The sequence below is a fragment of the Clostridium saccharoperbutylacetonicum N1-4(HMT) genome, assembly GCF_000340885.1.
GTDB lineage: Bacteria > Bacillota > Clostridia > Clostridiales > Clostridiaceae > Clostridium > Clostridium saccharoperbutylacetonicum.
In genome coordinates this window covers 3,975,912-4,001,515 of the sequence record NC_020291.1, presented here as the reverse complement: position 1 = coordinate 4,001,515, position 25,604 = coordinate 3,975,912, and the positions used below count along the sequence as shown (strand labels likewise).

25 protein-coding genes and 1 pseudogene are annotated in these 25,604 nt (G+C 26.3%); 21 read left to right on the top strand and 5 right to left on the bottom strand.

Going from position 1 to position 25,604, the window contains the following annotated elements; all coding sequences use genetic code 11:
• Positions 1 to 127 precede the first annotated feature (127 nt).
• The 5 genes from CSPA_RS17980 to CSPA_RS17965 all read left to right on the top strand — a co-directional run bounded on the left by CSPA_RS17980 (position 128) and on the right by CSPA_RS17965 (position 1,954).
• Positions 128 to 535 (top strand): GNAT family N-acetyltransferase, encoded by a 408-nt coding sequence (locus tag CSPA_RS17980; protein ID WP_015393779.1) that lies wholly within the window; start codon positions 128 to 130, stop codon positions 533 to 535.
• A 159-nt stretch (positions 536 to 694) separates the two neighbouring features.
• Positions 695 to 979, top strand: a complete 285-nt coding sequence (locus tag CSPA_RS17975; RefSeq protein ID WP_015393778.1) for a hypothetical protein — start codon at positions 695 to 697, stop codon at positions 977 to 979.
• A 95-nt stretch (positions 980 to 1,074) separates the two neighbouring features.
• On the top strand, positions 1,075 to 1,323 hold the full coding sequence (locus tag CSPA_RS17970) for a hypothetical protein (protein WP_015393777.1): 249 nt from the start codon (positions 1,075 to 1,077) through the stop codon (positions 1,321 to 1,323).
• Positions 1,324 to 1,356: 33 nt separating this feature from the next.
• The gene (locus tag CSPA_RS30800) at positions 1,357 to 1,491 is read left to right on the top strand and encodes a hypothetical protein (protein ID WP_278046214.1); all 135 of its coding nucleotides are present in this window, start codon (positions 1,357 to 1,359) and stop codon (positions 1,489 to 1,491) included.
• 151 nt (positions 1,492 to 1,642) lie between these two features.
• Complete coding sequence (locus CSPA_RS17965; RefSeq protein ID WP_015393776.1) at positions 1,643 to 1,954, top strand: hypothetical protein; 312 nt, start codon at positions 1,643 to 1,645, stop codon at positions 1,952 to 1,954.
• Positions 1,955 to 2,093: 139 nt separating this feature from the next.
• Here CSPA_RS17965 and CSPA_RS17960 read toward each other — a convergent pair whose 3' ends face one another.
• Entirely contained in the window at positions 2,094 to 2,462 is a 369-nt protein-coding gene (locus CSPA_RS17960; RefSeq protein ID WP_015392374.1) for an ArsR/SmtB family transcription factor, read from the bottom strand.
• Positions 2,463 to 2,775: 313 nt separating this feature from the next.
• Here CSPA_RS17960 and CSPA_RS17955 point away from each other — a divergent pair, with 313 nt between their 5' ends.
• From CSPA_RS17955 to CSPA_RS17945, 3 genes are all read left to right on the top strand, one after another.
• Positions 2,776 to 3,429 (top strand): class I SAM-dependent methyltransferase, encoded by a 654-nt coding sequence (locus tag CSPA_RS17955; protein WP_144053537.1) that lies wholly within the window; start codon positions 2,776 to 2,778, stop codon positions 3,427 to 3,429.
• A gap of 305 nt (positions 3,430 to 3,734) precedes the next feature.
• Positions 3,735 to 4,412 (top strand): HD domain-containing protein, encoded by a 678-nt coding sequence (locus CSPA_RS17950; protein WP_015393774.1) that lies wholly within the window; start codon positions 3,735 to 3,737, stop codon positions 4,410 to 4,412.
• A 196-nt stretch (positions 4,413 to 4,608) separates the two neighbouring features.
• Positions 4,609 to 5,286: a methyltransferase family protein gene (locus tag CSPA_RS17945; RefSeq protein ID WP_015393773.1), complete on the top strand. Its 678-nt coding sequence runs from the start codon at positions 4,609 to 4,611 to the stop codon at positions 5,284 to 5,286.
• 182 nt (positions 5,287 to 5,468) lie between these two features.
• On the opposite strand, the pseudogene CSPA_RS31050 reads toward CSPA_RS17945, so the two are convergent.
• Positions 5,469 to 5,579, bottom strand: a pseudogene (locus CSPA_RS31050) (transcriptional regulator); the annotation flags it as partial.
• A gap of 377 nt (positions 5,580 to 5,956) precedes the next feature.
• Between CSPA_RS31050 and CSPA_RS17940 the strand changes: the two are divergent.
• From CSPA_RS17940 to CSPA_RS17915, 7 genes are all read left to right on the top strand, one after another.
• Entirely contained in the window at positions 5,957 to 6,433 is a 477-nt protein-coding gene (locus tag CSPA_RS17940) for a cupin domain-containing protein (protein ID WP_015393771.1), read from the top strand.
• 77 nt (positions 6,434 to 6,510) lie between these two features.
• Positions 6,511 to 7,122 (top strand): hypothetical protein, encoded by a 612-nt coding sequence (locus CSPA_RS17935; protein WP_015393770.1) that lies wholly within the window; start codon positions 6,511 to 6,513, stop codon positions 7,120 to 7,122.
• A 253-nt stretch (positions 7,123 to 7,375) separates the two neighbouring features.
• A complete protein-coding gene (locus tag CSPA_RS30280) occupies positions 7,376 to 7,528 on the top strand; it encodes a hypothetical protein (RefSeq protein ID WP_015393769.1) in 153 nt (50 codons plus the stop codon).
• 319 nt (positions 7,529 to 7,847) lie between these two features.
• A complete protein-coding gene (locus tag CSPA_RS29805; RefSeq protein WP_017810488.1) occupies positions 7,848 to 8,015 on the top strand; it encodes a hypothetical protein in 168 nt (55 codons plus the stop codon).
• A gap of 141 nt (positions 8,016 to 8,156) precedes the next feature.
• Complete coding sequence (locus CSPA_RS17925; protein ID WP_015393767.1) at positions 8,157 to 8,486, top strand: hypothetical protein; 330 nt, start codon at positions 8,157 to 8,159, stop codon at positions 8,484 to 8,486.
• An 87-nt stretch (positions 8,487 to 8,573) separates the two neighbouring features.
• Positions 8,574 to 8,891, top strand: a complete 318-nt coding sequence (locus CSPA_RS17920; RefSeq protein ID WP_015393766.1) for a hypothetical protein — start codon at positions 8,574 to 8,576, stop codon at positions 8,889 to 8,891.
• Between the two features lie 89 nt (positions 8,892 to 8,980).
• Entirely contained in the window at positions 8,981 to 9,349 is a 369-nt protein-coding gene (locus tag CSPA_RS17915; RefSeq protein ID WP_015393765.1) for an NAD-dependent epimerase/dehydratase family protein, read from the top strand.
• A gap of 194 nt (positions 9,350 to 9,543) precedes the next feature.
• Here the strand turns inward: CSPA_RS17915 and CSPA_RS17910 are convergent, their stop codons facing one another.
• On the bottom strand, positions 9,544 to 9,849 hold the full coding sequence (locus CSPA_RS17910; RefSeq protein ID WP_015393764.1) for a TSUP family transporter: 306 nt from the start codon (positions 9,847 to 9,849) through the stop codon (positions 9,544 to 9,546).
• Between the two features lie 15 nt (positions 9,850 to 9,864).
• Positions 9,865 to 10,182 (bottom strand): nucleotide pyrophosphohydrolase, encoded by a 318-nt coding sequence (locus tag CSPA_RS17905; RefSeq protein ID WP_015393763.1) that lies wholly within the window; start codon positions 10,180 to 10,182, stop codon positions 9,865 to 9,867.
• Positions 10,183 to 10,417: 235 nt separating this feature from the next.
• Here CSPA_RS17905 and pknB point away from each other — a divergent pair, with 235 nt between their 5' ends.
• The 6 genes from pknB (at position 10,418) to CSPA_RS17875 (ending at position 24,161) form a co-directional block, all read left to right on the top strand.
• On the top strand, positions 10,418 to 11,890 hold the full coding sequence (gene pknB, locus CSPA_RS17900) for a Stk1 family PASTA domain-containing Ser/Thr kinase (protein ID WP_015393762.1): 1,473 nt from the start codon (positions 10,418 to 10,420) through the stop codon (positions 11,888 to 11,890).
• Between the two features lie 682 nt (positions 11,891 to 12,572).
• Entirely contained in the window at positions 12,573 to 14,537 is a 1,965-nt protein-coding gene (locus tag CSPA_RS17895) for an AAA family ATPase (protein WP_015393761.1), read from the top strand.
• Positions 14,530 to 15,675, top strand: coding sequence for a hypothetical protein (locus tag CSPA_RS17890; protein ID WP_015393760.1), 1,146 nt, complete (start codon positions 14,530 to 14,532; stop codon positions 15,673 to 15,675). The genes CSPA_RS17895 and CSPA_RS17890 overlap by 8 nt, the downstream gene beginning before the upstream one ends.
• 305 nt (positions 15,676 to 15,980) lie before the next feature.
• Complete coding sequence (locus tag CSPA_RS17885) at positions 15,981 to 20,825, top strand: protein NO VEIN domain-containing protein (protein WP_015393759.1); 4,845 nt, start codon at positions 15,981 to 15,983, stop codon at positions 20,823 to 20,825.
• 144 nt (positions 20,826 to 20,969) lie between these two features.
• On the top strand, positions 20,970 to 23,375 hold the full coding sequence (locus tag CSPA_RS17880; RefSeq protein ID WP_015393758.1) for a DNA (cytosine-5-)-methyltransferase: 2,406 nt from the start codon (positions 20,970 to 20,972) through the stop codon (positions 23,373 to 23,375).
• Positions 23,376 to 23,501: 126 nt separating this feature from the next.
• Positions 23,502 to 24,161, top strand: a complete 660-nt coding sequence (locus CSPA_RS17875; RefSeq protein WP_015393757.1) for a hypothetical protein — start codon at positions 23,502 to 23,504, stop codon at positions 24,159 to 24,161.
• Between the two features lie 75 nt (positions 24,162 to 24,236).
• On the opposite strand, the gene CSPA_RS17870 is transcribed toward CSPA_RS17875, so the two are convergent.
• Positions 24,237 to 25,415, bottom strand: coding sequence for a tyrosine-type recombinase/integrase (locus CSPA_RS17870; protein WP_015393756.1), 1,179 nt, complete (start codon positions 25,413 to 25,415; stop codon positions 24,237 to 24,239).
• Between the last annotated feature and the right edge of the window lie 189 nt (positions 25,416 to 25,604).

Genomic DNA, 25,604 nt, shown 5'->3' with positions numbered 1-25,604 from the left:
TCCAGTTTGTAGTGAAGTCTTAAAAATATATATTATCAACCATAGCCAAATTAAAAGTTTTTCACTAAAGTAATATATGATGAATTATTGATGAGTTAAAAAAATATAAGAAATGAGAGTGTTATTAATGAAATTTGAATATGCAAGTGAATTAGACTTTCAATTTATACTTGATAATGATAGACATTTACCAAAACAATTAATAAAAAATAAACTCAAAGAAAAAGAAATTATTATAGCAAAAGATCAGGATAACAAGGTTATTGGTTGGTTAAGATATAATTATTTTTGGGACAACACTCCTTTTATGAACATGCTATATTTAAATGAAAACTATAGAAATAAAGGAATGGGGAAAAAATTAGTTGGATTTTGGGAAAATGAAATGAAGAGTATAGGATATGAATTGGTTATGACATCGACATTGTCAAATGAGCAAGCTCAGCATTTTTATAGAAAGTTGGGATATAAGGATTCTGGCAGTTTACTATTAGATGACGAACCTTTAGAGATAATTTTTACCAAAGGCATATGATTCACATTTTTCTTAAGATGTATAGAAATAAAGATTTTGTATTTGCTACATTATTGTAAATTATTGCAAATTAGTTTTTAAAGTAATAAACCTTAGATTTTTGAAGAAGGTTTAACTATTGAACATAATAAAACTTCTATATATAGAAAGGTTAATGAGATGGATAAAGAAATTATTAGAGAAAAAATATATGCCTTATTGGGAGAAATGGGCTTTGAAAAGACATTTATAAACGGAATTGGGCTTTATTCATATGCTGAATGTTACTATAAAATAACTTACATAGAGCGATATAGTTCTTATGTAATTGAATATGCGAGTAATTATGATGAAGCAGTGAAAAATGTGTTTTGGGATGGGGATTGGTATCCAATTTCTTTAGGCGACGCTTTATTTGATAAGCTTAGATATGATTTAGTTAACTTTTATATGCATAAAAATTAAATCATGATATGACATAATTTTCTTAAAAGGTATAAAAATAGAAATTTGTAGGGAGAAAAACAAAAGTTTATGTATTTAATGTTAGGGTGGGGTTTATGTGGATTCATGATAAAATAAAAAAAGATTTGGAAGATATTTATCCTGGAAGTATCAAGAAATTGAATAATATAAAAAGTATCCCATACGAGAAAGCGATTCTACTGACTGCGTATTTATGGGAAAGCTGTTTTGTTACAACTAATGATATTTGGGTGATTTCATGCCGAGGATTATTATGGCAGATTCCGAATGATTGGATAGAAATCAATGTTGAAGAAATATTACAACATGTAAAAATTGATTGATCAGATGATTTTGAATATTCGAATATGTGTGCTGTGTTTGTACATATGCCAACTATATTAAAAATACTTATTGATATTGGGAAAAAGAAAGCGACTACATCTGCAGTATTAGAATTTGTTAATGATTTTGAAGAATATTTACCTAATGGGGATAGGTATATTTATTAAAAAACAATGGAGTTATTTGAAAGTGAGAAAGATTTATTAATAGATTAGCATATAGCAAATTCAAATTTGTCAATAGCTATATCTGTTATTATTTGATTCGCAACAGTAAATTATTACGAATGTAAATTTATTTTTAGATGGGGTATTTGTTATGGATATAATATTTGGTAATTTCAAAAATTGGATTAATAGTAAAAAAGAATTATGGAAAGAACAGGGTTTGATTATGGATGAAATTATTGAATCTACTCATGCTCACCAAATCCATATTAATTTACATTCAAATGATGGTTTTGGACATATCGGGTTGTTTGAGAGTAACAATATTTATTGGGTAGAATTTGAGGCGACCGCAAGAGAATTCGAGGACTTTTATAGGTATTTTGAATTTGAAAGATTACCATGTTTTGATAATGTTGAACAAGAATATATAAGGTTTATAACACTCAGGGAAGATAAATAACATATTAGTTTATTCTCAATATTCATAAAAGATAAAATGAAGAGCAGTAGGAACAATCCACTACTGCTTTTTTATTTACATAAAAATAGAGGCAGTTATACAGGAAATGGTCATAAAGCCACCTCTAAATAATAAATTATTAATCTTCAATAAGATGGATTAATCCCTGATTAAACACTTGTTTGACATGATCATTAGATAAAGAATAATATACTATTGTACCTTCTTTTCGATATTTAACTAATTTAGCTTGTCTTAGTGTTTTTAATTGATGAGATACTGAAGAACGATTCATATTTATTAGTGAAGAAATATCACATACACACATTTCAGATTTTGAAAGTACATGCAGTATTTTTATCCTTGTTGTATCACCAAATATATTAAACAAATCGGCTAAATCAGATAATATATTTTCTTCAAGCATATCTTTTCTTACTTCATCAACTATTTCATGGTGGATTGCTATGCAATTACAGTTATCTATTTTTTCAACTTCATTAAACATAATAAAAAAACTCCTTTAATTTAATTAGTTGTATATGTGTGCACATATACAACTGTTATATAACAATATATGCATAATGAAAAAAAACGACAATAAATTATTATAGAGATAGTATATGGCATCATTGAGGTGAGCGATACTATCTATATTATTATATTTAGGAGACAATATTCTTTTATTATAAATCACTAAAAATAAATAGCAAATTGTAAAACTGCATTATTCAAGAAATAGAAGTTTTTTATGCATACTGAAATCCAAACCGAATTATGGTTTTGATGGTTCGCCTTTCGTCATCACCATTGTTTATTTTGTGGGAGTAGTTTGTTTTGGTGGGGGAGTTGCTTTAATCACTTTTCCCGGCCTCAGCCTGAAAATTGTGGCCTTTGTTCTTATGCTTTGTGGTTTGTTAATGGTTCTTGTTTGCGGTTCAAATCTTTATTACATTAAACTCGGCAAACTACACCGTAGGGACAAGATGATTTCCATGATTGATTGGAAAGGAAATGAAAAAGTCCTTGATATAGGTACTGGACGGAGACTTCTAATGATTGGTGCTGCCAAAAAATTGACTCTGGGAAAGAGTATAGGCATTGATATTTGGAATCCGGAAGATATGCACAACAATACTTATCAAAATACCATGCGAAATGCCGAACTTGAGGGGGTCCTTGAAAAAGTTGAAGTAAGAAATGAGGATGTGCGAAGTATGTCCTTTCCCAATGATACATTTGACGTGGTTCTTTCCAATCTTTGTATTCACAACATCCCTACCAAAGATGGACGAAAGAAAGCCTGCCAGGAAATAGCGAGAGTATTGAAACCGAATGGAATAGTGATTATTACCGATAAATCACACACAAAAGAATATGGTGAAATTTTCGCAATGGAAGGGTTAACAGTGGAGTTTTTTCGTACTTCTTATGACGGTTCACTCCGCAGGATTGTAAAGGCGGCCAAAAAGTAAAGCTTATATTTGATACTAAACGCCTCAAAACTATTTGTGATTTTTGCAAAATGCAAGGGATAAACTCATAATAACTATTTTACGTCATAACAGCCACAAAATAGTAGTACCATTTTTGATTTATAGTGCATTATAAATGGTAAATACTGTCTTGTGGCTGTTTTTTACACGAATCGTTGCCGTACCCCAATTAGATTATTGACAAAGATTTCTAATAGTATACAATAAAGTGAATGCTTAATAGTCAGATAAAACCAATAATAAATAACTTGTATTTTCAAATAGAAATGGAGGAAATATAATTAATGAATATAGAGTTATATAAAAATATTGAAAACTATATGCTAGAATGTATGAACGATAGTGCCCATGATAAGGAACATATTTATAGGGTTTTATATATGGCATTAGATATTGCTAAATATGAAAATAAAGTTGATATGGATGTTCTGATTATTTCTTGTTTGCTTCACGATATTGGTAGAGAAGAACAATTCAGTAATTCGAAATTATGCCATGCTCAAGTTGGTAGTGAAAAGGCATTTAACTATGTTATAAATAATGGCTTTTCTGAAGAAAAAGCTGCTCATATAAAATCATGTATATTAACACATAGATTTAGAAGTGATAACCCTCCGAGCAGTATAGAAGCAAAGATATTATTTGATGCGGATAAATTAGATGTGACTGGAACACTTGGAATTGCGCGAACACTATTTTATATAGCACAGGTATCAGAACCATTGTATTCCATTGAGAAGAATGGAACTATATTAGATGGTACAAGTGATAAAAATCCATCTTTTTTTCATGAGTATAAATATAAGTTAGAAAAACTATATGATAAGTTCTATACTAACAGAGGAACTCAAATAGCTAAAGAAAGACAACGCTCTGCCATTGAGTTTTATACAAGTATGTTAAAAGAGGTTAAGGATTGTTATTCTAGAGGTATAAGTGAGCTAAACAATATACTAGAGTAATATAGATTATAGAAAAGTTAATTCGGATTTTCTTAAGATGTGTAGAAATAAAGATTTTGTATTTACTACATTATTGTAAATTTTTGTGAACTTATTGTGAAAGTAAGAACGATTTTTACCTTATTGACAATTATACGCATTTTCTTGTCAATAATAGGATATAATTATAAACAATACTGATAATTGAGGTGATTATATGGATAATATAATTGAAAAAACTATATCTGGATTTATAATGCTTCTAGCTATTATGGGAGTATTAATTTTTTTACCTGCATGGACAGCTAATTACCTACAGGCATGGCTTTATCTGCTTACTTTTGCTATTTCAACAATATTGATTACCATATATTTATTTAAAAACGACCCGAAGCTTTTGAAGAGACGGCTTAATGCTGGTTCAACAGCTGAAAAGGAAAAGAGTCAAAAAACTATACAAGCAATTGCAAATGTGTTTTTCTGTTTCATATATATTATTGCAGGGTTTGACCATCGTTTTCATTGGTCAAGTATTCCAATATACATTAGCATATTAGCAAATATTTTTGTTATATTAGGGTTTTTCATAGTATTTCTTGTATTCAAAGAAAACAGTTATACTTCAGCTATAATTGAAGTTGATAGAAACCAGAAAGTAATATCAACTGGACTGTATGCAATTGTTCGTCATCCCATGTATTCTGGAGCAATACTGATGCTGGTGTTTTCATCAGTTGCATTAGGGTCATATTGGGCATTGCTTAGTGTAGCGGCTCTAACTTTTACTATTATCGCTAGGCTTCTTAATGAAGAAAAGTTTTTATCTAAGAATTTATCAGGGTATGATGAATATTGTGAAAAGGTTCAATATCATTTAATCCCATTCATATGGTAGATATAATACTAGATAGTATATTAATGCAAAAGAAATAGTTAAATGTCCACATATTCATAAAAGATAAAATGAAGAGCCGTAGGAACAATCCACTACTGCTTTTTTATTTACATAAAAATAGAGGCAGTTATACAGGAAATGGTCATAAAGCCACCTCTAAATAATAAATTATTAATCTTCAATAAGATATGGATTAATCCTCGATTAAACACTTGTTTGACATGATCATTAGATAAAGAATAATATACTATTGTACCTTCTCTTCGATATTTAACTAATTTAGCTTTCTTCAAGCATATCTTTTCTTACTTCATCAACTATTTCATGGCGGATTGCTATGCAATTACAGTTATCTATTTTTTCAACTTCATTAAACATAATAAAAAAACTCCTTTAATTTAATTAGTTGTATATGTGCACACATATACAACTGTTATATAACAATATATGCATAATGAAAAAAACGACAATAAATTATTATAGAGATAGGATATGGCATCATTGAGGTGAGCGATACTATCTCTATTATTATATTTAGGAGACAATATGTAGATATGACGAAGTAAATTATAGAAATGTTCTTTGAAAATTGAATAGTACGATTTTTACAAAATATGCTATAATTAATACAGAATGGTAAATTATTATGTAACATAGAGGAGGTCATCGAATGGATAATCGTGAAATTCAAATTACCAACAAAAACTTAATTGAACCAAAGCATAAAAATGAGCATGAACCTTATGAATATTATAAGTATGAAGTAACAAAACGAAACAAAAATAGTCAATGTTACGTTGCTATATATGAAATTCCACCTCAGAAAGCAAATTACCCATATCACTACCATCTTAAAAATGAGGAAATTTTTTATATCATTAGCGGTAGTGGTATTTTAGAAACACCTGATGGCAATAAAAGAATTTCAGCAGGAGATATTATAGTTTGCCCTCCATTAGAAAATGGAACCCATAGAATAATTAATTCTTCACATGATGAAATGCTCATATATTTAGATTGTGACACAGTTAATTATCCAGATATAGCATATTACCCTAAGTCTGATAAAGTAGGAATAATTTTAAATGGAGAGTTAAGTACATTTTATAGAAAGAATATCGATGTAGATTATTATGAAGGTGAATAAATATTTATATTCTTTAAATAAAGATAAATTTAGCACACAATATTAAAATATTGTGTATCAATAAGGAGGGGATAGCTTTGAGTACCATTGGAATTATGGTAAGTATATTTTTGTTAGTAGTCACAGTTCTTATTGTGGAATTCATAAAGAAAAAGTTCACAATAAAGAAGGTATTTGAAATTATAATTATCATCTTACTTTTAATTAGTTGCATTATATTTGGTGCTTATAAGTATTTCCAAAGGTCAAGTAGTTTTATGTTTACAAAAACAACAACTCTTAGCCAAGAGAACATAGATGGCGTTCAAATGTATGAAAATATCGATAGCGAGGAATTTGTGCAAAAGTATGGGACAAAGATTGAAAGAATTGACAATGCTCTATTTGACTACTATAAACTAAGTGATGGTTTAGAAATTGCGACAAATAAACAGAGACAGATTATTAGAGTTATTATTAATAGTGGAACCAACAGTGATATTAAGACAAGCAAAGGTATTGGTTTAGGGAGTTCAGTTGACGATGTAATTAATGCTTATGGCACTAACTATTACAAGAGAACTGAGGAACAAATGCCTTCTTCGCTAGTAATTGGATACGTAGATCATGAAAGAAAGGTAACAATTGAATTTTGGAATGTAGAAAATAAAGTAGTAGAAATAAGATATGATATTACTTCTATGGAATAATATCATACATAAATATGAGCTCTTTAAGTATGAACCGAGAATGCCCAACCACTAGTATTATAATTTGGTATTTTAGAAAAAAAGAACAAAAGACAGTAAATCGTTAATTAATTCGCTGTCTTTTGGCAACCTGCCAAGCTATAAAAGATTAGCAATTGTAGTATTAGTAAATTGCCAATATTTATACTATGGATTATTTTAGCCTTATATAATATAATATTCCACAATAACATTAAGGTGGTGATTTTATTTTATGAAGAATGTGACTATAGATACAATCAAAGATACAATAAGAGATCTTCCAGAAGGTGAACAAGAAGTAATATTATACTTAGCTGAAATATTTAAAGGTGAAGAAGATAAAATATTAGAATATTGTATAAGCGAATTTATTAACGTTAACTAAATAATCATATAAATGCAGTCATTAATTTGGCTGCATTTTTTAGTGCAAAAAAGAGATAGTAATGGGCGTGTTATGGCATGAGTTAAGTAGTATCTCTAAAAAATTGTAAATAGAGTTTTAGTATATTTGAATTATTGACACTATAAAAAATAATATACATCAAGGTTAAATATTTTATTTTAATTTACTCTTACATATGGAATTTAACTTTTCGTTTTAGGACAGAAAAAATATTTGAAATCAAATATGATATTGATAAAAGTGTAAATGGATACTTTACAAAATATAAAAAATAAATTAAATGAAGTGGGTGTATACTTTGGAAAAATTAGGTATTGAATTTGCTGAAGTGAAATCTGATTTTAAAGGAGTGGTTGAATGGGAAAATGTAAATTTAATTAATCTGGTTGGAATATATCTACAAAAAACTATTACGAATTTTATAATGAAAATAGTTGATGCTATAAGTAAATTTATTCTTAACTAAAATCTATTTAGAAAGAATATATAAAAAATAATTAATTTAATTTATAATTCGTGGACATTATAAATTCAATTGTAGTAAATTTACAATTTATGTTATAATTAATTCGTAATTTTTTAAGACAAACTAAAAGGAGAATTTATTTTGCAGGAAGTAAATAAAAATATAACTTATACATTTGATGAATTGAAGGAAGTTTTAGAAGAACTTGAAATGATTCTAATATCATTACATAAAATGGGCTCTTATTATGGTGAAAAATTTCATACATATGGTGAAGAAATGTATCGTGGAGAATACGAGAAAGAGACAACACGTTTTATAGATGAATGGCGTGTTTGTGAGAAATTAGCAAAGGTAAGAAGTATTTTAAGTGATAGATTCGACCGTACATTAGGTGAAGATTATATGGACGATCTAGAAAGAGAAATGGATGAGATTAGGTATTGGAGTAAACCAGGAGATATGCTATAAAACAAAAATTAATAATTATAATTCGCAATATTCTTTAGAGACTTTATATTAGATTATGATGTAAAAAGTGCCCATTAGGAGGAGTGTATGTTAAATAACGATTATGATATTTGGATAGAAGCAGAACAGTGGGAAGATGTATTGGATGTACACAATGACAATACAGATGTAATAGTAGAATTTAAAAATGGTGCAAGATGGGGCGCTTCATTCTTTACATACAGCAATATAAGCAGACTTGTAGAAAAAAACAGAGTCACAGGAGAATGCTTGGGCGGAAAGTATTATTGGTCAAGTGATATGGTTCTTATAGATGAGATTAGTAGGAAGAGAATAGAGGAAGTTATAAATTACTTAATCTGTGAAGGAAAATTTGAAGTCATTTTTTTAAAAATTTCTGAATAAAAAGTTCACAGTTTTTTTAAATCATAAATTAATAAATATAGTTACAATAGTATTTATCCGTTATTTAATATAAATATCTAAATTGAAGAATGATCCATGCACCTGTTTATGGTGATGGTGATCCGCACATTGAAGAAATCTTACCTTACATGATTAACTGGAATCCGTTAAAAAAGCAATCTATGATTCATCATGAAGATGTCAACCAAGCACTATTACTTGCTGCTAGCACATCTGGTATTGGTGGCCGCATATATAACGTTGCAGATGATAATCCTATTGCTATAGGCGAATTATATAAATTGTATGAAGCACCAGAGCAAACACCTACTGAAGATGGATGGCTTATGTCTAACCTATGGGAATTAACTGCAGATCCAGCTCGCATTAAAGAGGAACCAAATTTTAAGCCAAAATATCCTTCTATTTATGCTGCTAGGGATATGGGAGCTTTGTAATTGTAATTTACAAAAATGATATTTTGAAAATTACATAAATAATGATAAATTCTAAACAAAAAAACAGTCATATGAAAGCTTTAAATTCATGACTTTGTAGGAAGTCATGAATCTAGTTGAAACTTTATATATGGCTGTTTTTTATATAAATTTTTGAAACAAAGTCATAAACTTTATACAAAATTACAAATAAACTAGAAAAACAATTTTATCCCTGCTAAAGCGGTCATTACAACGCTTAATTTTCTAAAAAACTTTTCATTAAGCTTTTTAATTGTTACTATTCCTAAAACAGCGCCTAACGTGATTGCAGGTATCATAGAAAAAGCAACAACACTAGTTTTTAATGAGATATTATGCCAGATTAGAATTTGTAGAGGGACTTTTATTAAGTTAATTATAAGAAAAAACCATGAATTTGTGCCTAAAAAGTCATTTTTCTTAAAGCCCATAGCTAACAAATACATTGTAAATACAGGCCCTGCAGTATTACCAATCATAGATGTAAACCCACCCTATAATTCAGTGTATTTTTTACTATTACCTCTTGCTTTTTCAATAGGATACTTTAGTTCATTTTTATCCATTTTAATATTTATAATTTCTTCTAAGTCAACATTTAAAGCATCAGCCATATGAATACAATAAACTATAACATCTGCAAGTTCTTCTAAAACATGCTCTTTATTATAGTTCTCTTCATCCCATAAAAATTCTTCTAAGAGCTCCCCTGCTTCAATTGATATTGCTTTTGATAAATTAGCAGGCGTATGAAACTGATTCCAATCTCTATCATTCCTAAACTTTATTATTCTATTTATTGTGTCTTTCATTATTATCACTCTTTCTATGTATCACCAGTTCTTATATTTATATCACAAATTTACATTTGTTAAATTTAGAGTAATCAACACAAAATGAAATTTCTTAAATTAAGCGTTATATTTGCCACATATCAAAAATATATTATTTAGAAACTTATCAATATAAAAATTACTTTTTACATAGTATATGTATTTATATATGTTATAATACCTGTATTGCTGTTTTTTAATAGGAGGACATATTATGATAGGGACATTACTTTTAAACAGATATAAAATATTAGAAAAAATTGGTGAAGGTGGCATGGGAATTGTTTATAAAGCAAAATGCACCTTATTAAATAGATTTGTGGCAATCAAAATATTAAAAGCTGAATTAAGTGAAAATGAAGATTTCATTGCACGATTTAGAAGAGAAGCTAATTCAGCTGCAAGTTTGTCACACCAAAACATAGTAAATGTTTATGATGTTGGCTCAGAAGGAAAAATTAATTTTATAGTTATGGAATATATTAATGGAAAAACATTAAAGAAATTAATAAAAGAAAATAACAAACTTTCTTATTCAGCCGCTTTAGATATCTCATTACAGATTTCAAAAGCGCTGTTATACGCACATAAAAATAATATAATTCATAGGGATATAAAACCGGATAACATTTTAATAAATGAAGAGAATGTAATTAAGTTAACTGACTTTGGAATTGCTAAAGTATCTGATTCTAAAACCTTAACCAATTCCAATAATATTATGGGTTCAGTGCATTATTTTTCACCAGAGCAAGCCCAAGGAAAGTTAGTTGATTTTAGAACTGATATTTATGCTTTAGGCATTGTGATGTATGAGATGTTCACAGGAAAAATACCTTTTACAGGTGATAATTCAATTTCAGTGGCAATTATGCATATTAAAGAAATTGTTACCCCGCCTAAGGAAATAGATTGTGAAATACCAGATAATGTAAACTCGGTGATTTTAAAAGCTTTAGAAAAAGAACCTTCTAAAAGATTTAAAAGTACCACTGAATTTTCTGAAATAATAAATTTAATCAAGGAAAATCCTGAAGTAGAAGTAAACTTTGAAAATTGTCATGATACTAAAACTGTTATTATGGATTCGTCAACTTTAACCTTCTCTGATACAAAAATTAATCCTACTGTGATAATGAAACAAGATGAAATTCAACAAACAAAATTAATTACAAAAACATTAGATATTAATAAAAAAAATAAAAGCAAAAATAGTAAAATTATTATAGTTTTTGGTTTTCTTATTTTAGCAATTACTTCTTACGTTTTAGGAAGCTTTCTATATAAAGGGACTTCTCAAGATGTTAAAAACGAATCATCAGTAACAGATACTGATACTCCGAGTTCTTCCACCGCAAGTACAGTTGAAAGCATACCAAAGGAAGATTTATATAAGCTTGTACCTTCACTTATTGGAAAAACTCAAGACATTGCTAATAGTATTATAAACAATAATGGCTTTACACTGGGCAACGTTACAATGCAATACAGCGATACTGTCCCTAAAGGTACAATTATTAGCCAATCACCTCCGCCAAATACTTCTTCTGAAAAAAATGAAAAAATAGATTTGATTATAAGTCAAGGACAAAAAATCACACAAATATCTCCTCAGTCAAAAGGAAACAATAATGGTAATGGAAACGGTAAAGACAGGGATGAAAAAAACAAACATAAAAATAAATGATCTAAGGTATATACTCTTAGATCATTTTTAATTTAAGCTAAAAAAAAATTATGCAATAGGATTTAAAGAACAAATTAAAAATGTGAATTTATTAATAAAGAACTCAGTCGGGAAAATAATAAAAAACACCAACAATTTAGTTTCCTAAATGCTGATGTTTACTAAAATGGTGACCCATACGGGAATCGAACCCATGATTCAATGAAAAGGATATTTTAAATATCTATAAGTGGCTGTAAGCCTTGAAAATACTAATGTCCATATTTTTAAGAAAATATAAGTGGACGTATCTAAATATAACTATGGTGTAAAAATGGTGTAAAATTTAGAGCACTTTAATCTTGTATTTCGAAGGGAAAGGATATATATGATATTATATTAAATATAAATTATAGAACAATGATATTGTAAAAGAGCTGGTTGAAAAGCTATGATGTTTATAAGAGTATTAAGAAATGTATCAGGTAGTGAGTAATTTATAAGATTCAACTATCTGATATATTTTTTTTACATAAATTGAAAACATATTGAGTTGATTCGATGATTATTTTTTATTTAGAAGAAAGTAGAAGTAATTTATTTATGTAATTATATTTTATGAAAAGATTGGATTATTAGCTAGTTTTATGTATTATTTAATATATAAGGATATAATATTATAACTTAGAAAAGGGGCAATGAGATGAGTATGCAGCTGTTATATACATACATAAACGATATTAATAGATGTTTATATAAACAGGAATTTTGTTTTACAAATAATTTTAAGATTAATTATAATGAAGAAACAAGACAACTAATTATCGAAAAACAAGAAAATTATTATAAATCTTTATGGGGCAAGAGGATAAGTAATGTAAATTTATTGATAGGTCAAAATGGTGCTGGAAAAACAACATTATTTGATTTATTAGGATCGCAACGAGATAGAAGAGCAAATCTGTTTAATGATAGGCCTAGAGTAGGAAGAACAAAATGTGCTTCTTGGTTCTCAATTTATCATATAGAAAAAAATATTTTTGTTATTGAGGGAATAGATTTAGGTTTATTTAAAAATTTATATGGTGTACCTGAAGATATTAATCCAGAATATTCTATAGTTATAAAATATGAGTGCGAAACAAAAAAAATAAAGTTTATAGCCTATACTCAAATGTACTATCGAAAGGAAAAAGAAAATATTTCCCTTGATCAAGAAATGATTATTTTATATGGACAAAATTTAAAGGAAAAACAATGGTTAAAAAAAGAGAGAGTAATTAGAAGAGCTGACTACTATGTAGGATTTAAACGCATATATTTAGATATTCCTAAGATAACTAATATATATAAGTTTATGAGCAAAGAATATAAATTGTTAGAAGAGTCATTTACTGCTAAGGAAATTGAATGTAAAATAAATTTTAAACTTTATAATTCAGATAAAGGATCTAAAAAAGAAATAGAAAAAGAATTTGATTTAAACTTATACAATAATAAGGAAGAAATATTATATTTTAAGGCAAAGAATACGTCTATAAGGTATATGGAACCAAAGGTGAATAAAGCCAAATGGAACATACAACAAGAATATATAATTATATTTTATGAATGTTATATTGTAGGTCTATGGATGGATGGATTAAAAGACAATGGACAAAAGATGAATATTGATAGCTTAAAAAAAGAAATTAGTAATTTAGAATTAGTTAGTGATGATTTTTTTAGCCGAGTAGATTATTTGCAAAAAGTTATAGGAATTTTATTCAAAGAAATAAGTGAAATTTATCAAATAGATAAAGATGAAAACTATTATGAGGAAGCAATAATTAAGTTTGGGAAATCACTACAAAATTTAAACATAAAGTATTTTCAGACGCATGAAAATATTAATATAAAATTAAATGATGGATTTGATGAAAATATTTATGAACTTTTAGAGACATATTGTACTTATACAATGCATGATATAAATAAACAAAATGATTTATATAATTATGTTGATATTTTCTTTTCAAATTTAAGCAACGGTGAAATTGATTTTATAAATGGGTTCTCTAATCTTTATACAGCATTGGATATCGAAAAATACAATAAAAGATTTAAATCAGCATTGATTATTTTAGATGAACCAGATGAATCTTTTCATCCTGAATGGTCGAGAAAATATATTTATTATTTAATTGAATTTTTAAATAAAGCTAGCAAAATTAAAAATTTAAAATATCAAATAATAATTTCAACACACTCACCATTTATGATTTCAGATGTACCAAAAGAATTTATTATATGCTTGAAAGTTGAACAGAATGAAAATGGAGAAATTGAAAGAAAAACAGTAAAAGCTAATTTTGGATTAATGAGTAATTTTTATGACATAATAAGGGATGATTTTTTTATCTCATCACCAATAGGCGAATTTGCAAATAAAATATTTAAACAAATAATTAATAAAATAGATATCATGGAAGAATATAATAAGAACAATATTGAAGAATTAATTGGGATAATAAGCGGAATTGATGACCAATTTATAAAGAAAAAGTTGTTAGATTATTTAGATAAGAAGAAAGTGAAATTAATGACACAAGATGTTAAAGAAAAACGTATTAAGGAATTAGAGGAAGAGATAAGGAGATTAAAAGAGGAAGATAATAAATATGATTAAGTTAAGTAAAGATAATGTGTATAGAATAAAAGATGATTATTTTAAGGAAGTTTACCAAGGGATTAAAAATAGATACATAGAACAGAAATCAAAAATAGTTTGGATTAATCCATTTACTAAAAAAGATTATCTTAACATATTTGAAGATGATAAAGGTGAGTTTAATGAAAATTTAATTAAAGAACTATTATGTGAAGAGGTTATTTCAAACAGCAGTAGAAGCATTGAATTAAAAAATTATACATTAACATCAAAACTTGTTTTCCATAGAACTTTTAAAGTAGATAAAATTTTAGAATTCAAGAATCTTAAAAGAAATCAGAATGAAAGACAACTTGAAAGAAAAAAATACGTTGATTTATATAAGAATGATTGGATAGAATCACATATATCTAAATATCCAGAGTACTACAAAGATAATGACAATTTCGATGAATTTACAAAAGATATTGAAGAAGATCTAGTAAAATTAAATGAGAAATATAGTAATATAATTGATTATAAATACTTAGAAGATGAAATAAGACATAAAATTCTTTATGAAATGAATGTACAAGTATGCCCATATTGCAATAGACAGTATATAACTAGTTATGTAAATGAAGGGAAAAAGCGAACAACAGCCGATTTAGATCACTTTTTACCCAAATTTATTTTTACATTACTGTCATTATCTTTATTTAATTTTATACCATCTTGTCAAATATGTAATTCTAGATTTAAAAATAGAAAAAGGGATAAAATTATTTATCCATATGATAATGGATTTTATGATGAAGCTAAGTTCAAAACTAAAATAACTGATAAATCAGATTTTAATAGTTTAACCGGAAATAATGATCTATTTGATTTGTATATAGATTATAATGGTTCAAAGAAAATAGAAATAAGAAATAATATAGAGATGTTTAAAATAAATGAAGTATATCAAGTGCATAAGCAATATGTTCGTGAATTATGTTATAAAAGAAACGCATATAATGATAGTTATAAAGAAATGCTAGATGATTTGATGAAGGGCTTATTGAACTTAAATGAAGATGAAATAAACCTATTTTTGTATGGTTACTCATTTATAGATAAAGAATTCTATGAAAAACCATTAACTAAACTTACGTTTGATATAATTAATGAATAAAAAATCCTTGATTATAGTAGCTCTTAATATAATTTATATTAAAAAATTTTAATTGAATTATTTACTAGCGGTGTACAGTTAAAATTTATATAAATTTATCATATGGATTTTATGAGTATATATTTTAATAATGTTTACTTAAATGATATTTATAGCAAAGTTAAAAGACAAATTGATATCTTAGTTAAATATAAAGTGCTAGTATTTCGTGAATATTGCTTTGTTGATTGTAAAGGCTAATAATTAGTCCGAACAAGTAGTATTAATTATAGAAAAATATGAGATTACAGATGGGGTAGAATGTTATGGAAATGAAATTTATAGAAGAAGAAATAGAAAAAGTAAGACGTACATATTTAGAAGTACCTGAAAGAATAATAAGTGATTATAATAGGGAACAAGAAAAAATAGAAGATTATAGAGGTCGTCAATTATTAGAGCTTATTCAAAATGCAGATGATGCATGTGTAATAAAAAAAGAGCAAACCGAAAAAAAGCGAATTATTCACATAAGATTAAAGGATAACAAGCTTATTGTAGCAAATAATGGTGAGCCTTTTTCAAGAGAAGGTATTAAGTCTTTAATGTACTCTAATTTAAGTCCGAAAGCAAAGAAGAAAAATAAAATTGGAAATAAGGGTACAGGATTTAGATCTATATTAAGTTGGACTAAATCCATATTTATAAAAAGTGGAGATTTATATTTGAATTTTTCAAAAGAAAGTGCAGAAAAGTTTTTAATAGACTTAATGGATAAAAATCAGAATATAAGTGAGTTTATTGAGGAATACTCAGATTTTAAATATCCTATTGCAACACTTATAGTACCTGAAATGGTTGATTTTAGAGAAGGATATGATGAATATGATACATATATAGAATTAGAATTAATAGAAAATGTTAAAGAAGAAATAGAGAAACAAATATCTGAATTAGATAAAGAATCAATCTTGTTTTTAAATAATTTAGAAACTTTAAAAATTGAAAGTGAAAATATAAGTATTGAATTTACAAAAAAGATTATCACTAGCAAAATTGTGAAAATAGTTGAATCAGATTTATTAAATGGAACTTTTAATAATAAAACATGGAATGTAAAAAAAAGAGAAGGACAAGTTGATGGAAAAAATTTCGAGATTAGTATTGCATATACAGATAACTTGGATGATAACAAAAATATTTTATATAGTTATTTCAAGACGGATGTAAAGTTTCCTTTTCCGGCGATTATTCACGGAACTTTCAATTTGACTGGAAATAGAAATCAATTAGTAAAAGATAATGAAGAAAATAAAAAGTTATTACAATTTTTGGCTGAGTTATTAATTGAAACTGCAAAGGAGATAGCTAAAGAATCTGTAAGTTACAAAGCTTTAAAGTTAGTGTCCTTTAATGAAGAGTTTGATATATGCATAGAGGAATTGGGATTTAATACTATAATATTAGAAGAAATAAAGAAGGCTAAAATATTGCCTAGTATTAATGAGATTTACTTAAATGTAGAGGAGGCTCCTATATTTATTGAAAATTTAGATTTAGATATATTGGAAGGTTTGAGTGAGTTTAAAAATACATTAAAGTATACTGATGATTCTCAGTTGAGTTATTTTATGAAGAGCAAATTGGGGGTTTCTTCTAGGTATAGCTATAAATACATGGTTGAAAAAATTAATAGTTTAATAAACAAATTTGATATGCTAAGAAGAGTTAAATTGCTAAAGTATTTTTTTGATGAATATGAATATCAAATTAATAATTTAGATAATTTAAGCGAAAAGCCTAAGCTATTTATAGATAGTAATGGAAACAGTATTGATGATAATATGACAACTTATCTTCCACCAGATGATATATTTTTTAAGAATTTACCAGAATTTTTAACTTTAAGATTTTTAAGTATCGAAATGAGTAATCAATTAAAATTAGAATTTTGCATAGGTTCATTTAGAGATTTATCAAATAAATTAAAAAAATTAAATTTAGAAGAATATAATTTTATAAGAATAGTAAGAGAGTTGTCTGGGCTTTTAAATAAAAATATAAATCAATATTCAATTAAAGATAATATTAAACTCACGATAAAGTGGCTATATGATGCATACATAGAAAATGAAGTAGTAAGGAAAATATCTATTCCAGAAGAAGTTAAATTCCCATTGATAACCAGGAAAGGGAGTTTAAAAAATTCTAATGAATTGTATATGGGGATTGAGTATAATGAAGATATTTGCGAAAATTTACTTGTTAATATAGATGAAAATTTATTTTTAGCAACTCCAAGTGAGTTTTTTAGTGTAGATTCAAATGAATATAATATTAATAAGTGTAAAGAGTTCTTTAAGTGGCTTAACGTTTCAATATATCCGAAACTACACAAGGGTAATATTAACTATTTGAAGAATTCTAATTATGTGAATTATGTAATTGATAATTTCTATTATCCTATAGAAAGCAATGAACACATTTTTAAAAATAAAAAAGGTTTAGAAAACACAGTTTTATACGGATCAGATTTAAAATGTAGTGATGTAACACAGTGTGATTTATTAGAAGAAATATTGATGAAAACTCAGTTTGAATATATCTTAGTTTGGCTTTACAAAGATTCAAATATAAGAAATATAATTTATAACAATGGATATGAACTTTCTGCTGATTTTTATTATATACACCATCCAAATTGTCAAAAATATAGGTATATAAGAAAAAATATTAAATCTCCTATTGACTTTATTATTAAGAATACACCTTGGATAAATATTGGATTAGGGAAAAAAAGTTTAATCAGTAAATGTATATTAACAAGAAGAAGTTTTTTTGATGGAATGGAAAAATATATTAATGTTGTTAAATTAGATTATACTCATCCTGTATTCAAGAAGCATATGTTAAACAAAAGTGATATAGATTACATTATGAATAAACTTGGAGTAGCTAGAGATTTGGCTGATTTGAATAAGAATATAATATACGAATTATTATTTTATCTACCTGCAATTGATTATAAAAAAAATAATAGTAAAAGAATTTATTCTGAAATAGTAAAAGCTTTGGATAAAGATGATATAAGCTGTAATATTGAAAATTATAAAAAGTTTATTAATTATGGGAAAGTACTTGTAGAAAAAGAAAATGAAAAAAAATTTATAGACATAAAAGAAGCTTACTATTTAGAAAATAAAAATGTTTGTAAAGAAATTGTAGATAAATTTGGTATTTTACAGGCAGAAAGAAGATTAGGGAATGATAAGGTTGAAAAGATACTTGGAGTAAAGCCATTCAAGAAGATTTCAATAAAATTAAATGGAGATATAATTCTTCATGAACTTGATAAGGAATTTAAGGCAGACTTAAAAACGTTATTTCCTTACATTTATTCTTATAGAATAGATAAAGACAAAAATAAAAGTGAGCTAAATATTATAAAGAAAATAAAGATTAACTTATGTGCAGAGTTATTTCCGATATATAAAACAGAAGTCATGGATAATTATGAGACTTTCAATATTAATGATTATGAGTATGTATTAATTGATGAAGAAATATATTTAAAGTTACCAGCTGAAAAATTTAATACAATAGAAGAAATAAAAGAGGATTTAATCTTTTGTAATATAATTTCAGATATTTTTTCTAATTTATTAAAAATTGATGAATATAAAAGCAACTTTCGAGAACTATATCCAAAAGATGATAAGAATAGAAAATTAATTTTAATAAATGATATAGATGAGGATTTAATTAGATATAATGAAGCGTATAATGAATTTGTTGAGTTAAAACATGAAAATATAAGTAATAGAGTATTAGTATTTTGGTATAGTATTTATAAAATTTTTGATAAGAATTTTAATATAAGTAATGTTGAAAATGAAGCTGAGTTAATAGAAACTATTTCTAAAGAATTAAATCTTGAAATTGATGATATATCCATTGATTTAGATCAATATGATATTTATAATAAAAAAAATTTGAAAATAGAAGCTAAAATATATATTTCAAATTTGTTTCAAAAGATAGGTATAGATTTAAAGCAGTTTAACATTCAATCTGATAGGGATATTGACTTTACATATATTTATAAAAAAGATTTTGTTAATATTATTGAATCAAATGAAGCAAGATATAGAAATTATATACATAAAGAATTGCTAGAAAATAATATTTTAGAAGATAAAAAAACTTTCTTAAAAAAAATGGAGCAATATAAGAATACCGAGCTAAACTTAAGTTGTATAAGGAATAGTATATATTTCGATGTTCAAAATATTTATTTTGAAATTTTTGGAATTGCTTGTAAAGAAGATTTTTATGCTCAAGAAGAAGTGGATTTAACAGAAATATATAGAAATAATAAGCAAAGATTTATGAATAAATTAAATCAAAATAATATTATATCAAATCAAAATGTTATAATAGATTTTTTAGAAAAAAGCGAAAATAAAAGTTTACTATATTTTAATGAAATAGATGTATTATTCACTATGTTAGTAGAGAGTATAAATTCTAACAATGCAAGTAGTATATTACATAAAAATAGTGTAGAGTCATTTGAAATTGGTAAATTTAATACAGAAGAGGTTGAGCTAGAAGATGTTGATATAACTAGAACTGGAATTAATGGGAAAAAACATATTGATGGGGCAATGAAAAAACCATATTATACAAATAGTGGGATGATTAGAGATAAACGTGAAGATATTGGTCTTATTGGTGAAATACTTGTTTTAAAGAAGTTACAAGGAGATCCTAAAATATTGCAAAGAAATGGCTATAATAATGTATTTTGGTGTTCAGAGAACGCTAAAAAAAATGACTATAATGAGAATGGTAATGATAGTTTGGGATATGATATAAAATATATAAATAAAGAAGGTATTACAAAATATGTAGAAGTTAAATCATTTTCAGGAAAAAAAGATTTTATTGAATTTGAAATTACAAAAAACGAGTTAAAATGTGCAGAAGAGAAAAAAGAAGATTACGAAATAATAATAGTAGAAAATATAGCATATGAAGATAGCAATATAACTATTAAAAGAATTAAAGGATTGTGTAATTATTCAATAGATGAATCATTCAGCAATAATAGTAAATTCTTAGCTGAAAATAAAGATTTTAAAATTAGATGTAAAGTCGAACATGTATGAAATGTTGAGTGTTTTAAAGCAGCTGATATATAAGGTGCGTTTTTGTAAAAAGAATTAAGAACGTAAAAATACATATTATTTAACAACTATAACTAATATTGTTAAAAAAATATATATAAATAGAAGAATAGATGGAGAGATGTTATGGCGTTTAAAGTAGTTTCATTATTTTGTGGTCCTGGTGGAATTGATTTGGGATTAAAAATGGCTGGATTTGATATAATTTGGGGAGTAGACCGTGATAAAAGTAGTTGTGAAACTCATAAAAAATGGTCAAATGCAGAAATAATAAATGATGATATAAATAATATAGATATAGACGATATACCAAATTCTGATATAATTGTAAGTTCATTAATTCCACCATTTTTCTTAAGTAGAATTACTGGAGAGGTTAAAGATATTAACTTAAATGGTACAACCTTAGATATTATATCAAAAAAAATGCCTAAAGGTTGTATTTATGAAGGACCAGCTGGACTTATACTGAGCAATAAACAAGAAATACTGAAGGAATTTCTAAATAATTTTGAGAAAATAGGATATAGAATTTATTATCAAATTTTAAATTATAAAGATTATGGAATACCTCAGAATAAGCGAAAGCTTGTGATTATAGGTATAAGAAAAGATATAAACCATATTTATGAATTTCCTTCTATACAAAATAAAAATATAACTATTCAAGAGGCATTTAAAGGCTTAGATAATAAAGAATTAAATTTAGATGATAGATTGAGCATATCATTAAAAGATAAAGAACGTAAAAAAGTTACAATTTTAGATAAGAATATGATATCACCGAGCATAGCTTTGGGAAGACTACCAATTAATTCTGATATACCAATGAAAGAAGATAAACTATTTACAATATCGTATCAAGAAGCTGCTATAATTCAATCTTTTCCAATAGAGTTTAACTTTAGTGGCAATAAAGCAATTAAGTTTAGGCAAATTATAAATGCATTTGCACCAAAACTGGCTTTTGAAATAGCAAATCAACTTAAGAACGTTTTAGATAAAGAAAATAGTTTGAATAAAGATATATTACCTATGGAAAGTTATAGAATTCCCAAAAATACTGATACATATGAAATAAGAAATAATATTAAGTGTCATGAGGAAGTGATAAAATTGGAAAAGCTTATGTTACCAGACAGGTATGAAGGATTAGAAGATAATCGTGAAAAGTATGATATTACTAAAATAATTTTACCAGTCAAAGAAGGAATCGATAAGATACTAGAATTATATGAAGAAATAGAAAGTAGTAATAGAGGAGCTTTCTTAATATTAAAGGGTAAATCAGGATGTGGTAAAACTACATTTCTTAGAACATTAGATGTTTTTATAGAAAACATAGAAATAAAGACAATATTTAACGATATTGATTTAGTGGAATCAATAAATTCAATGCAAGATACAAAAAAAAGGCTAAGGGTGGTGATTATTGAGGGGAGAGAGTCATTATTAGAATCAAGTTCAAGAGAAATAAATGATTCTATACATTCAATAAATAGATTTTTAAGGGGTAAAAATGGTAAAAATACTTTAGTTGTTTGGCCATGTAATGATAAGGAGATAATTGATGTTTTAGTTGATACAGCAGAAAATATTGGGGGAACTGCACTTCTTGATTTAGATGAAACATATTTTGAGTTTCAAGGTCCAAGTGAAGAATTTTATTTAACAATTGCGAAGCAGACAATAGAGTTATTGAATAATGGAAAAACATTGCTTGATTTTGGACTAACAGATGAAGCAGCTAACTCATTAATTGATAAAGTTGAAACTATAGGAGAATATCTGAAAATAATAAATAAGGTTATAAGAAAAAATAAAAAATTTGTAGAAGGACTGGTAAAAAGAGAACCATGTAAAATGTGGATAATAGTGCTTGCAGGGAATGAGCCAGATAAGGATGTTGCTGCTTTAACAAAGGGAGAATTTTTGTCAGCGGATATAAATAGAATGTTAATATCTACAAATGCTAATATTGTTGAGGATTTAAAGCGTTACCAAGATAAAATAGGAATATTGTCGAATTATTTTGATTGTAGAATAATATATATGCCTATAGTAACAACACTTTCAGTAATACGTGATTTTGCAGATGATAAACTGGAAGAAATTCTAAGGAAATATAAAATGAGTGATAAGAAAGATGGAAGTGGAGTAGAGAGATTACTAAATAGTGAATTGGCAAAAATGATAAATTCTGATTACAAAGCACAAGCGAAAAAGGGAAAAACAGGTCCTAATAGTATAGATGCTTTTGAAAAATTAACTGATATTGCTAGTAAAAATGATAAAATATTAAATAAAACATTTGGAAAAGCTTTGATTGAAGCGAGTTTGATTGATGAATTTGCTTCAGAAGGAAATTTTGGGGCTGGATTAACTAGAAGGACAGATTTAGTTTGTAAAACAATATTAGGTGAGATTAGATTAGAGTTTATGTGGAGAAAAAAGACATCTCAAGCTGAAATTGCTAACTATACACTAACGAAATTATATAATTACGGAAAAGCTATAGGTCTTTTAGAGTAATATAATAAAAAAATTTAGAGATAGTGTTAAATAAATTTTATTAGGTAGAAACACAAGTAATAATATTCAGTATACATTTTAGATTAATTAAGAGAAATGCAATAAATAATAATGGAGGTATATATTTTGAATATTAAAGGATTAACTAAAAAAAATATTGTAGAATTTATAAATACTTATTATATGCACATTTTCTTAGTGGCGTATTCTTTTTTTGGAGTATGGTACTTAATTTCTCTTTGGTTTCCTAGTATAGGAGATGGAATGTTTATACCAGTCCTATTCAGTTTAATTACATTAATCACTCATTTCTGCGAATTACAAAGTATTTTTCAAACAAAATTAAAGAAAGATATATTCATTGATAAATATTACGAGTATAAACCTGAAAATATAAGCGAAAATAATTTTGTGCTTGAGGACAAGCAAAAAATAGAGATTTATAAAATTATGTTTGAGGAAGATAAAAAAGAAAAATCAGATAAAGTATCTAAGAATCAAAAAAAGAAAGGGATTAATAAGATAAACTTCTTTTTTATAATGTTTGCGCATATAATAATTTTAGCATGCTATAGTAAATGGGCAGTAATGAATACAAGTAATAAAGGATTAACAGATAATGCTAAGAATGTTACAGATGTTTTATCATATTTCTGTAATGCATATACATATTCAATTTTTCTATTGTTTTTTGTGCAAGTAATTTATGAAAATGACTTTAAGAGATTATATCTAGACAAAGTATTTAAGAAACATATATTGTTCGGAAAAAGTAGGAAAAAGTAATAATTGGACTAGGTTACCCTAGTCCAATTATTATTTTGAAATACGTGTAATTTTCTTCAATATGAGTTTATATTTCTAATTTAGCAACGCCAACGTATCAATAGCCTTCTGTTTCTCCTTCTTCATTACATGAGTATATATATTAGAAGTTATTTCAATACTAGCATGCCCAAGTAATTTAGATACAGTTTCAATTCTGATGTTGTTTTCGAATTGCAAAGTAGCATAGGTGTGTCTTAATGCATGAAATTTTAAATGATCTACTTTACATCTTTTCAAAAAATATATCCAGCTCTTATCAATATTACCTGCGTCTATATATTCTCCAGCTTCAGTTAGAAATATAAAATCTTTATTTGTTCTGTTATAGCTATTACCACATTTTAGCATATCCTTTTTCTTTAGAGCTATAGCAGATTTTATAATTGGAATTAAGTTATTAGGTAAGGGGATATCTCTAACAGAAGTATTAGTTTTGGTTTTATCTATAAAAGTTTCTTTGTGCTTAGTTCCATCATCATCATAAACTAAAGTTGTAACTAAGTTTCTTCTAATATGAATTTCCATATTATCATAATCTATATCAGATTCTTTTAAACCTAATATTTCACCACGCCTCATACCAGTAGCGTAGGAGATTAAGGACAAATAACGTATTTTTGTATCTTCTTTTAGAGAGAGGATTTTTTGCATACTTTCTTTAGAGAATATTGGAACATCAGTAATTTTATCAGTTATATTTTTAGTTTTATCTTTAGGAATAACTACTCTCTTACCACTACAAGGATTTCTTAATATATAGCCACAATCTACAGCATAATTGAGGAATTGTTTTAATAGTTTAATATTATTTTTTATAATATTACTGCTTTTCCCTTGTTTATGAAGATCATTATAATATCGTTGAATATCAATAGATTCTAATTTATCTAAGCTTATATGGGATATAGAGCAGTTTTTAAAATATTTACTATAAATCCCTGCATACCTGGAAAAAGATGAAGCTTTAATATTTCCAGACATTTTCACTACTTCAAATAACCAGCTCCTCATTGATTGAGAAAACCAAAGAGTCTTATCTTGAATACCCATGCGGGATTTATTCAAGTAATCTTGTTTCTTTTGCTCAGCTTCTTTTTTATTTTTGCCAACGAACTGTTTTCGGATTCTTTTACCATTGGCATCTATTCCAATATCACATGTCAGTCTATAATATTCTTTTCCATTAGAAGTAAAGTTAGTCTTTACAGCCATAAGTAAAACCTCTCTTTTAAGTAATTTAATTAAATGAACTTAAGGTTAATTTAAAAATAACAATCATTAAATTATGTTAGAAAACTAATATATGAATGTATTAAAAATTAAGTACTAATTTGTATATAAATATTAAGAAATAATATGCATATACAAAATAGTAGAAAACTATTAATTCTGATGTTGTTA

What these genes read in the sequence shown, in the direction of transcription:
- CSPA_RS17980 (WP_015393779.1), top strand. Translation starts at nt 128, where the DNA reads ATGAAATTTGAATATGCAAGTGAATTAGACTTTCAATTTATACTTGAT.
- CSPA_RS17885 (WP_015393759.1), top strand. Translation starts at nt 15,981, where the DNA reads ATGGAAATGAAATTTATAGAAGAAGAAATAGAAAAAGTAAGACGTACA.
- pknB (WP_015393762.1), top strand. Translation starts at nt 10,418, where the DNA reads ATGATAGGGACATTACTTTTAAACAGATATAAAATATTAGAAAAAATT.
- CSPA_RS17920 (WP_015393766.1), top strand. Translation starts at nt 8,574, where the DNA reads ATGTTAAATAACGATTATGATATTTGGATAGAAGCAGAACAGTGGGAA.
- CSPA_RS30280 (WP_015393769.1), top strand. Translation starts at nt 7,376, where the DNA reads ATGAAGAATGTGACTATAGATACAATCAAAGATACAATAAGAGATCTT.
- CSPA_RS17940 (WP_015393771.1), top strand. Translation starts at nt 5,957, where the DNA reads ATGGATAATCGTGAAATTCAAATTACCAACAAAAACTTAATTGAACCA.
- CSPA_RS17970 (WP_015393777.1), top strand. Translation starts at nt 1,075, where the DNA reads ATGTGGATTCATGATAAAATAAAAAAAGATTTGGAAGATATTTATCCT.
- CSPA_RS17965 (WP_015393776.1), top strand. Translation starts at nt 1,643, where the DNA reads ATGGATATAATATTTGGTAATTTCAAAAATTGGATTAATAGTAAAAAA.
- CSPA_RS17905 (WP_015393763.1), bottom strand. Translation starts at nt 10,182, where the DNA reads ATGAAAGACACAATAAATAGAATAATAAAGTTTAGGAATGATAGAGAT.
- CSPA_RS17950 (WP_015393774.1), top strand. Translation starts at nt 3,735, where the DNA reads ATGAATATAGAGTTATATAAAAATATTGAAAACTATATGCTAGAATGT.
- CSPA_RS17975 (WP_015393778.1), top strand. Translation starts at nt 695, where the DNA reads ATGGATAAAGAAATTATTAGAGAAAAAATATATGCCTTATTGGGAGAA.
- CSPA_RS17960 (WP_015392374.1), bottom strand. Translation starts at nt 2,462, where the DNA reads ATGTTTAATGAAGTTGAAAAAATAGATAACTGTAATTGCATAGCAATC.
- CSPA_RS17890 (WP_015393760.1), top strand. Translation starts at nt 14,530, where the DNA reads ATGATTAAGTTAAGTAAAGATAATGTGTATAGAATAAAAGATGATTAT.
- CSPA_RS17895 (WP_015393761.1), top strand. Translation starts at nt 12,573, where the DNA reads ATGAGTATGCAGCTGTTATATACATACATAAACGATATTAATAGATGT.
- CSPA_RS17910 (WP_015393764.1), bottom strand. Translation starts at nt 9,849, where the DNA reads ATGATTGGTAATACTGCAGGGCCTGTATTTACAATGTATTTGTTAGCT.
- CSPA_RS17945 (WP_015393773.1), top strand. Translation starts at nt 4,609, where the DNA reads ATGGATAATATAATTGAAAAAACTATATCTGGATTTATAATGCTTCTA.
- CSPA_RS17870 (WP_015393756.1), bottom strand. Translation starts at nt 25,415, where the DNA reads ATGGCTGTAAAGACTAACTTTACTTCTAATGGAAAAGAATATTATAGA.
- CSPA_RS17880 (WP_015393758.1), top strand. Translation starts at nt 20,970, where the DNA reads ATGGCGTTTAAAGTAGTTTCATTATTTTGTGGTCCTGGTGGAATTGAT.
- CSPA_RS17915 (WP_015393765.1), top strand. Translation starts at nt 8,981, where the DNA reads ATGATCCATGCACCTGTTTATGGTGATGGTGATCCGCACATTGAAGAA.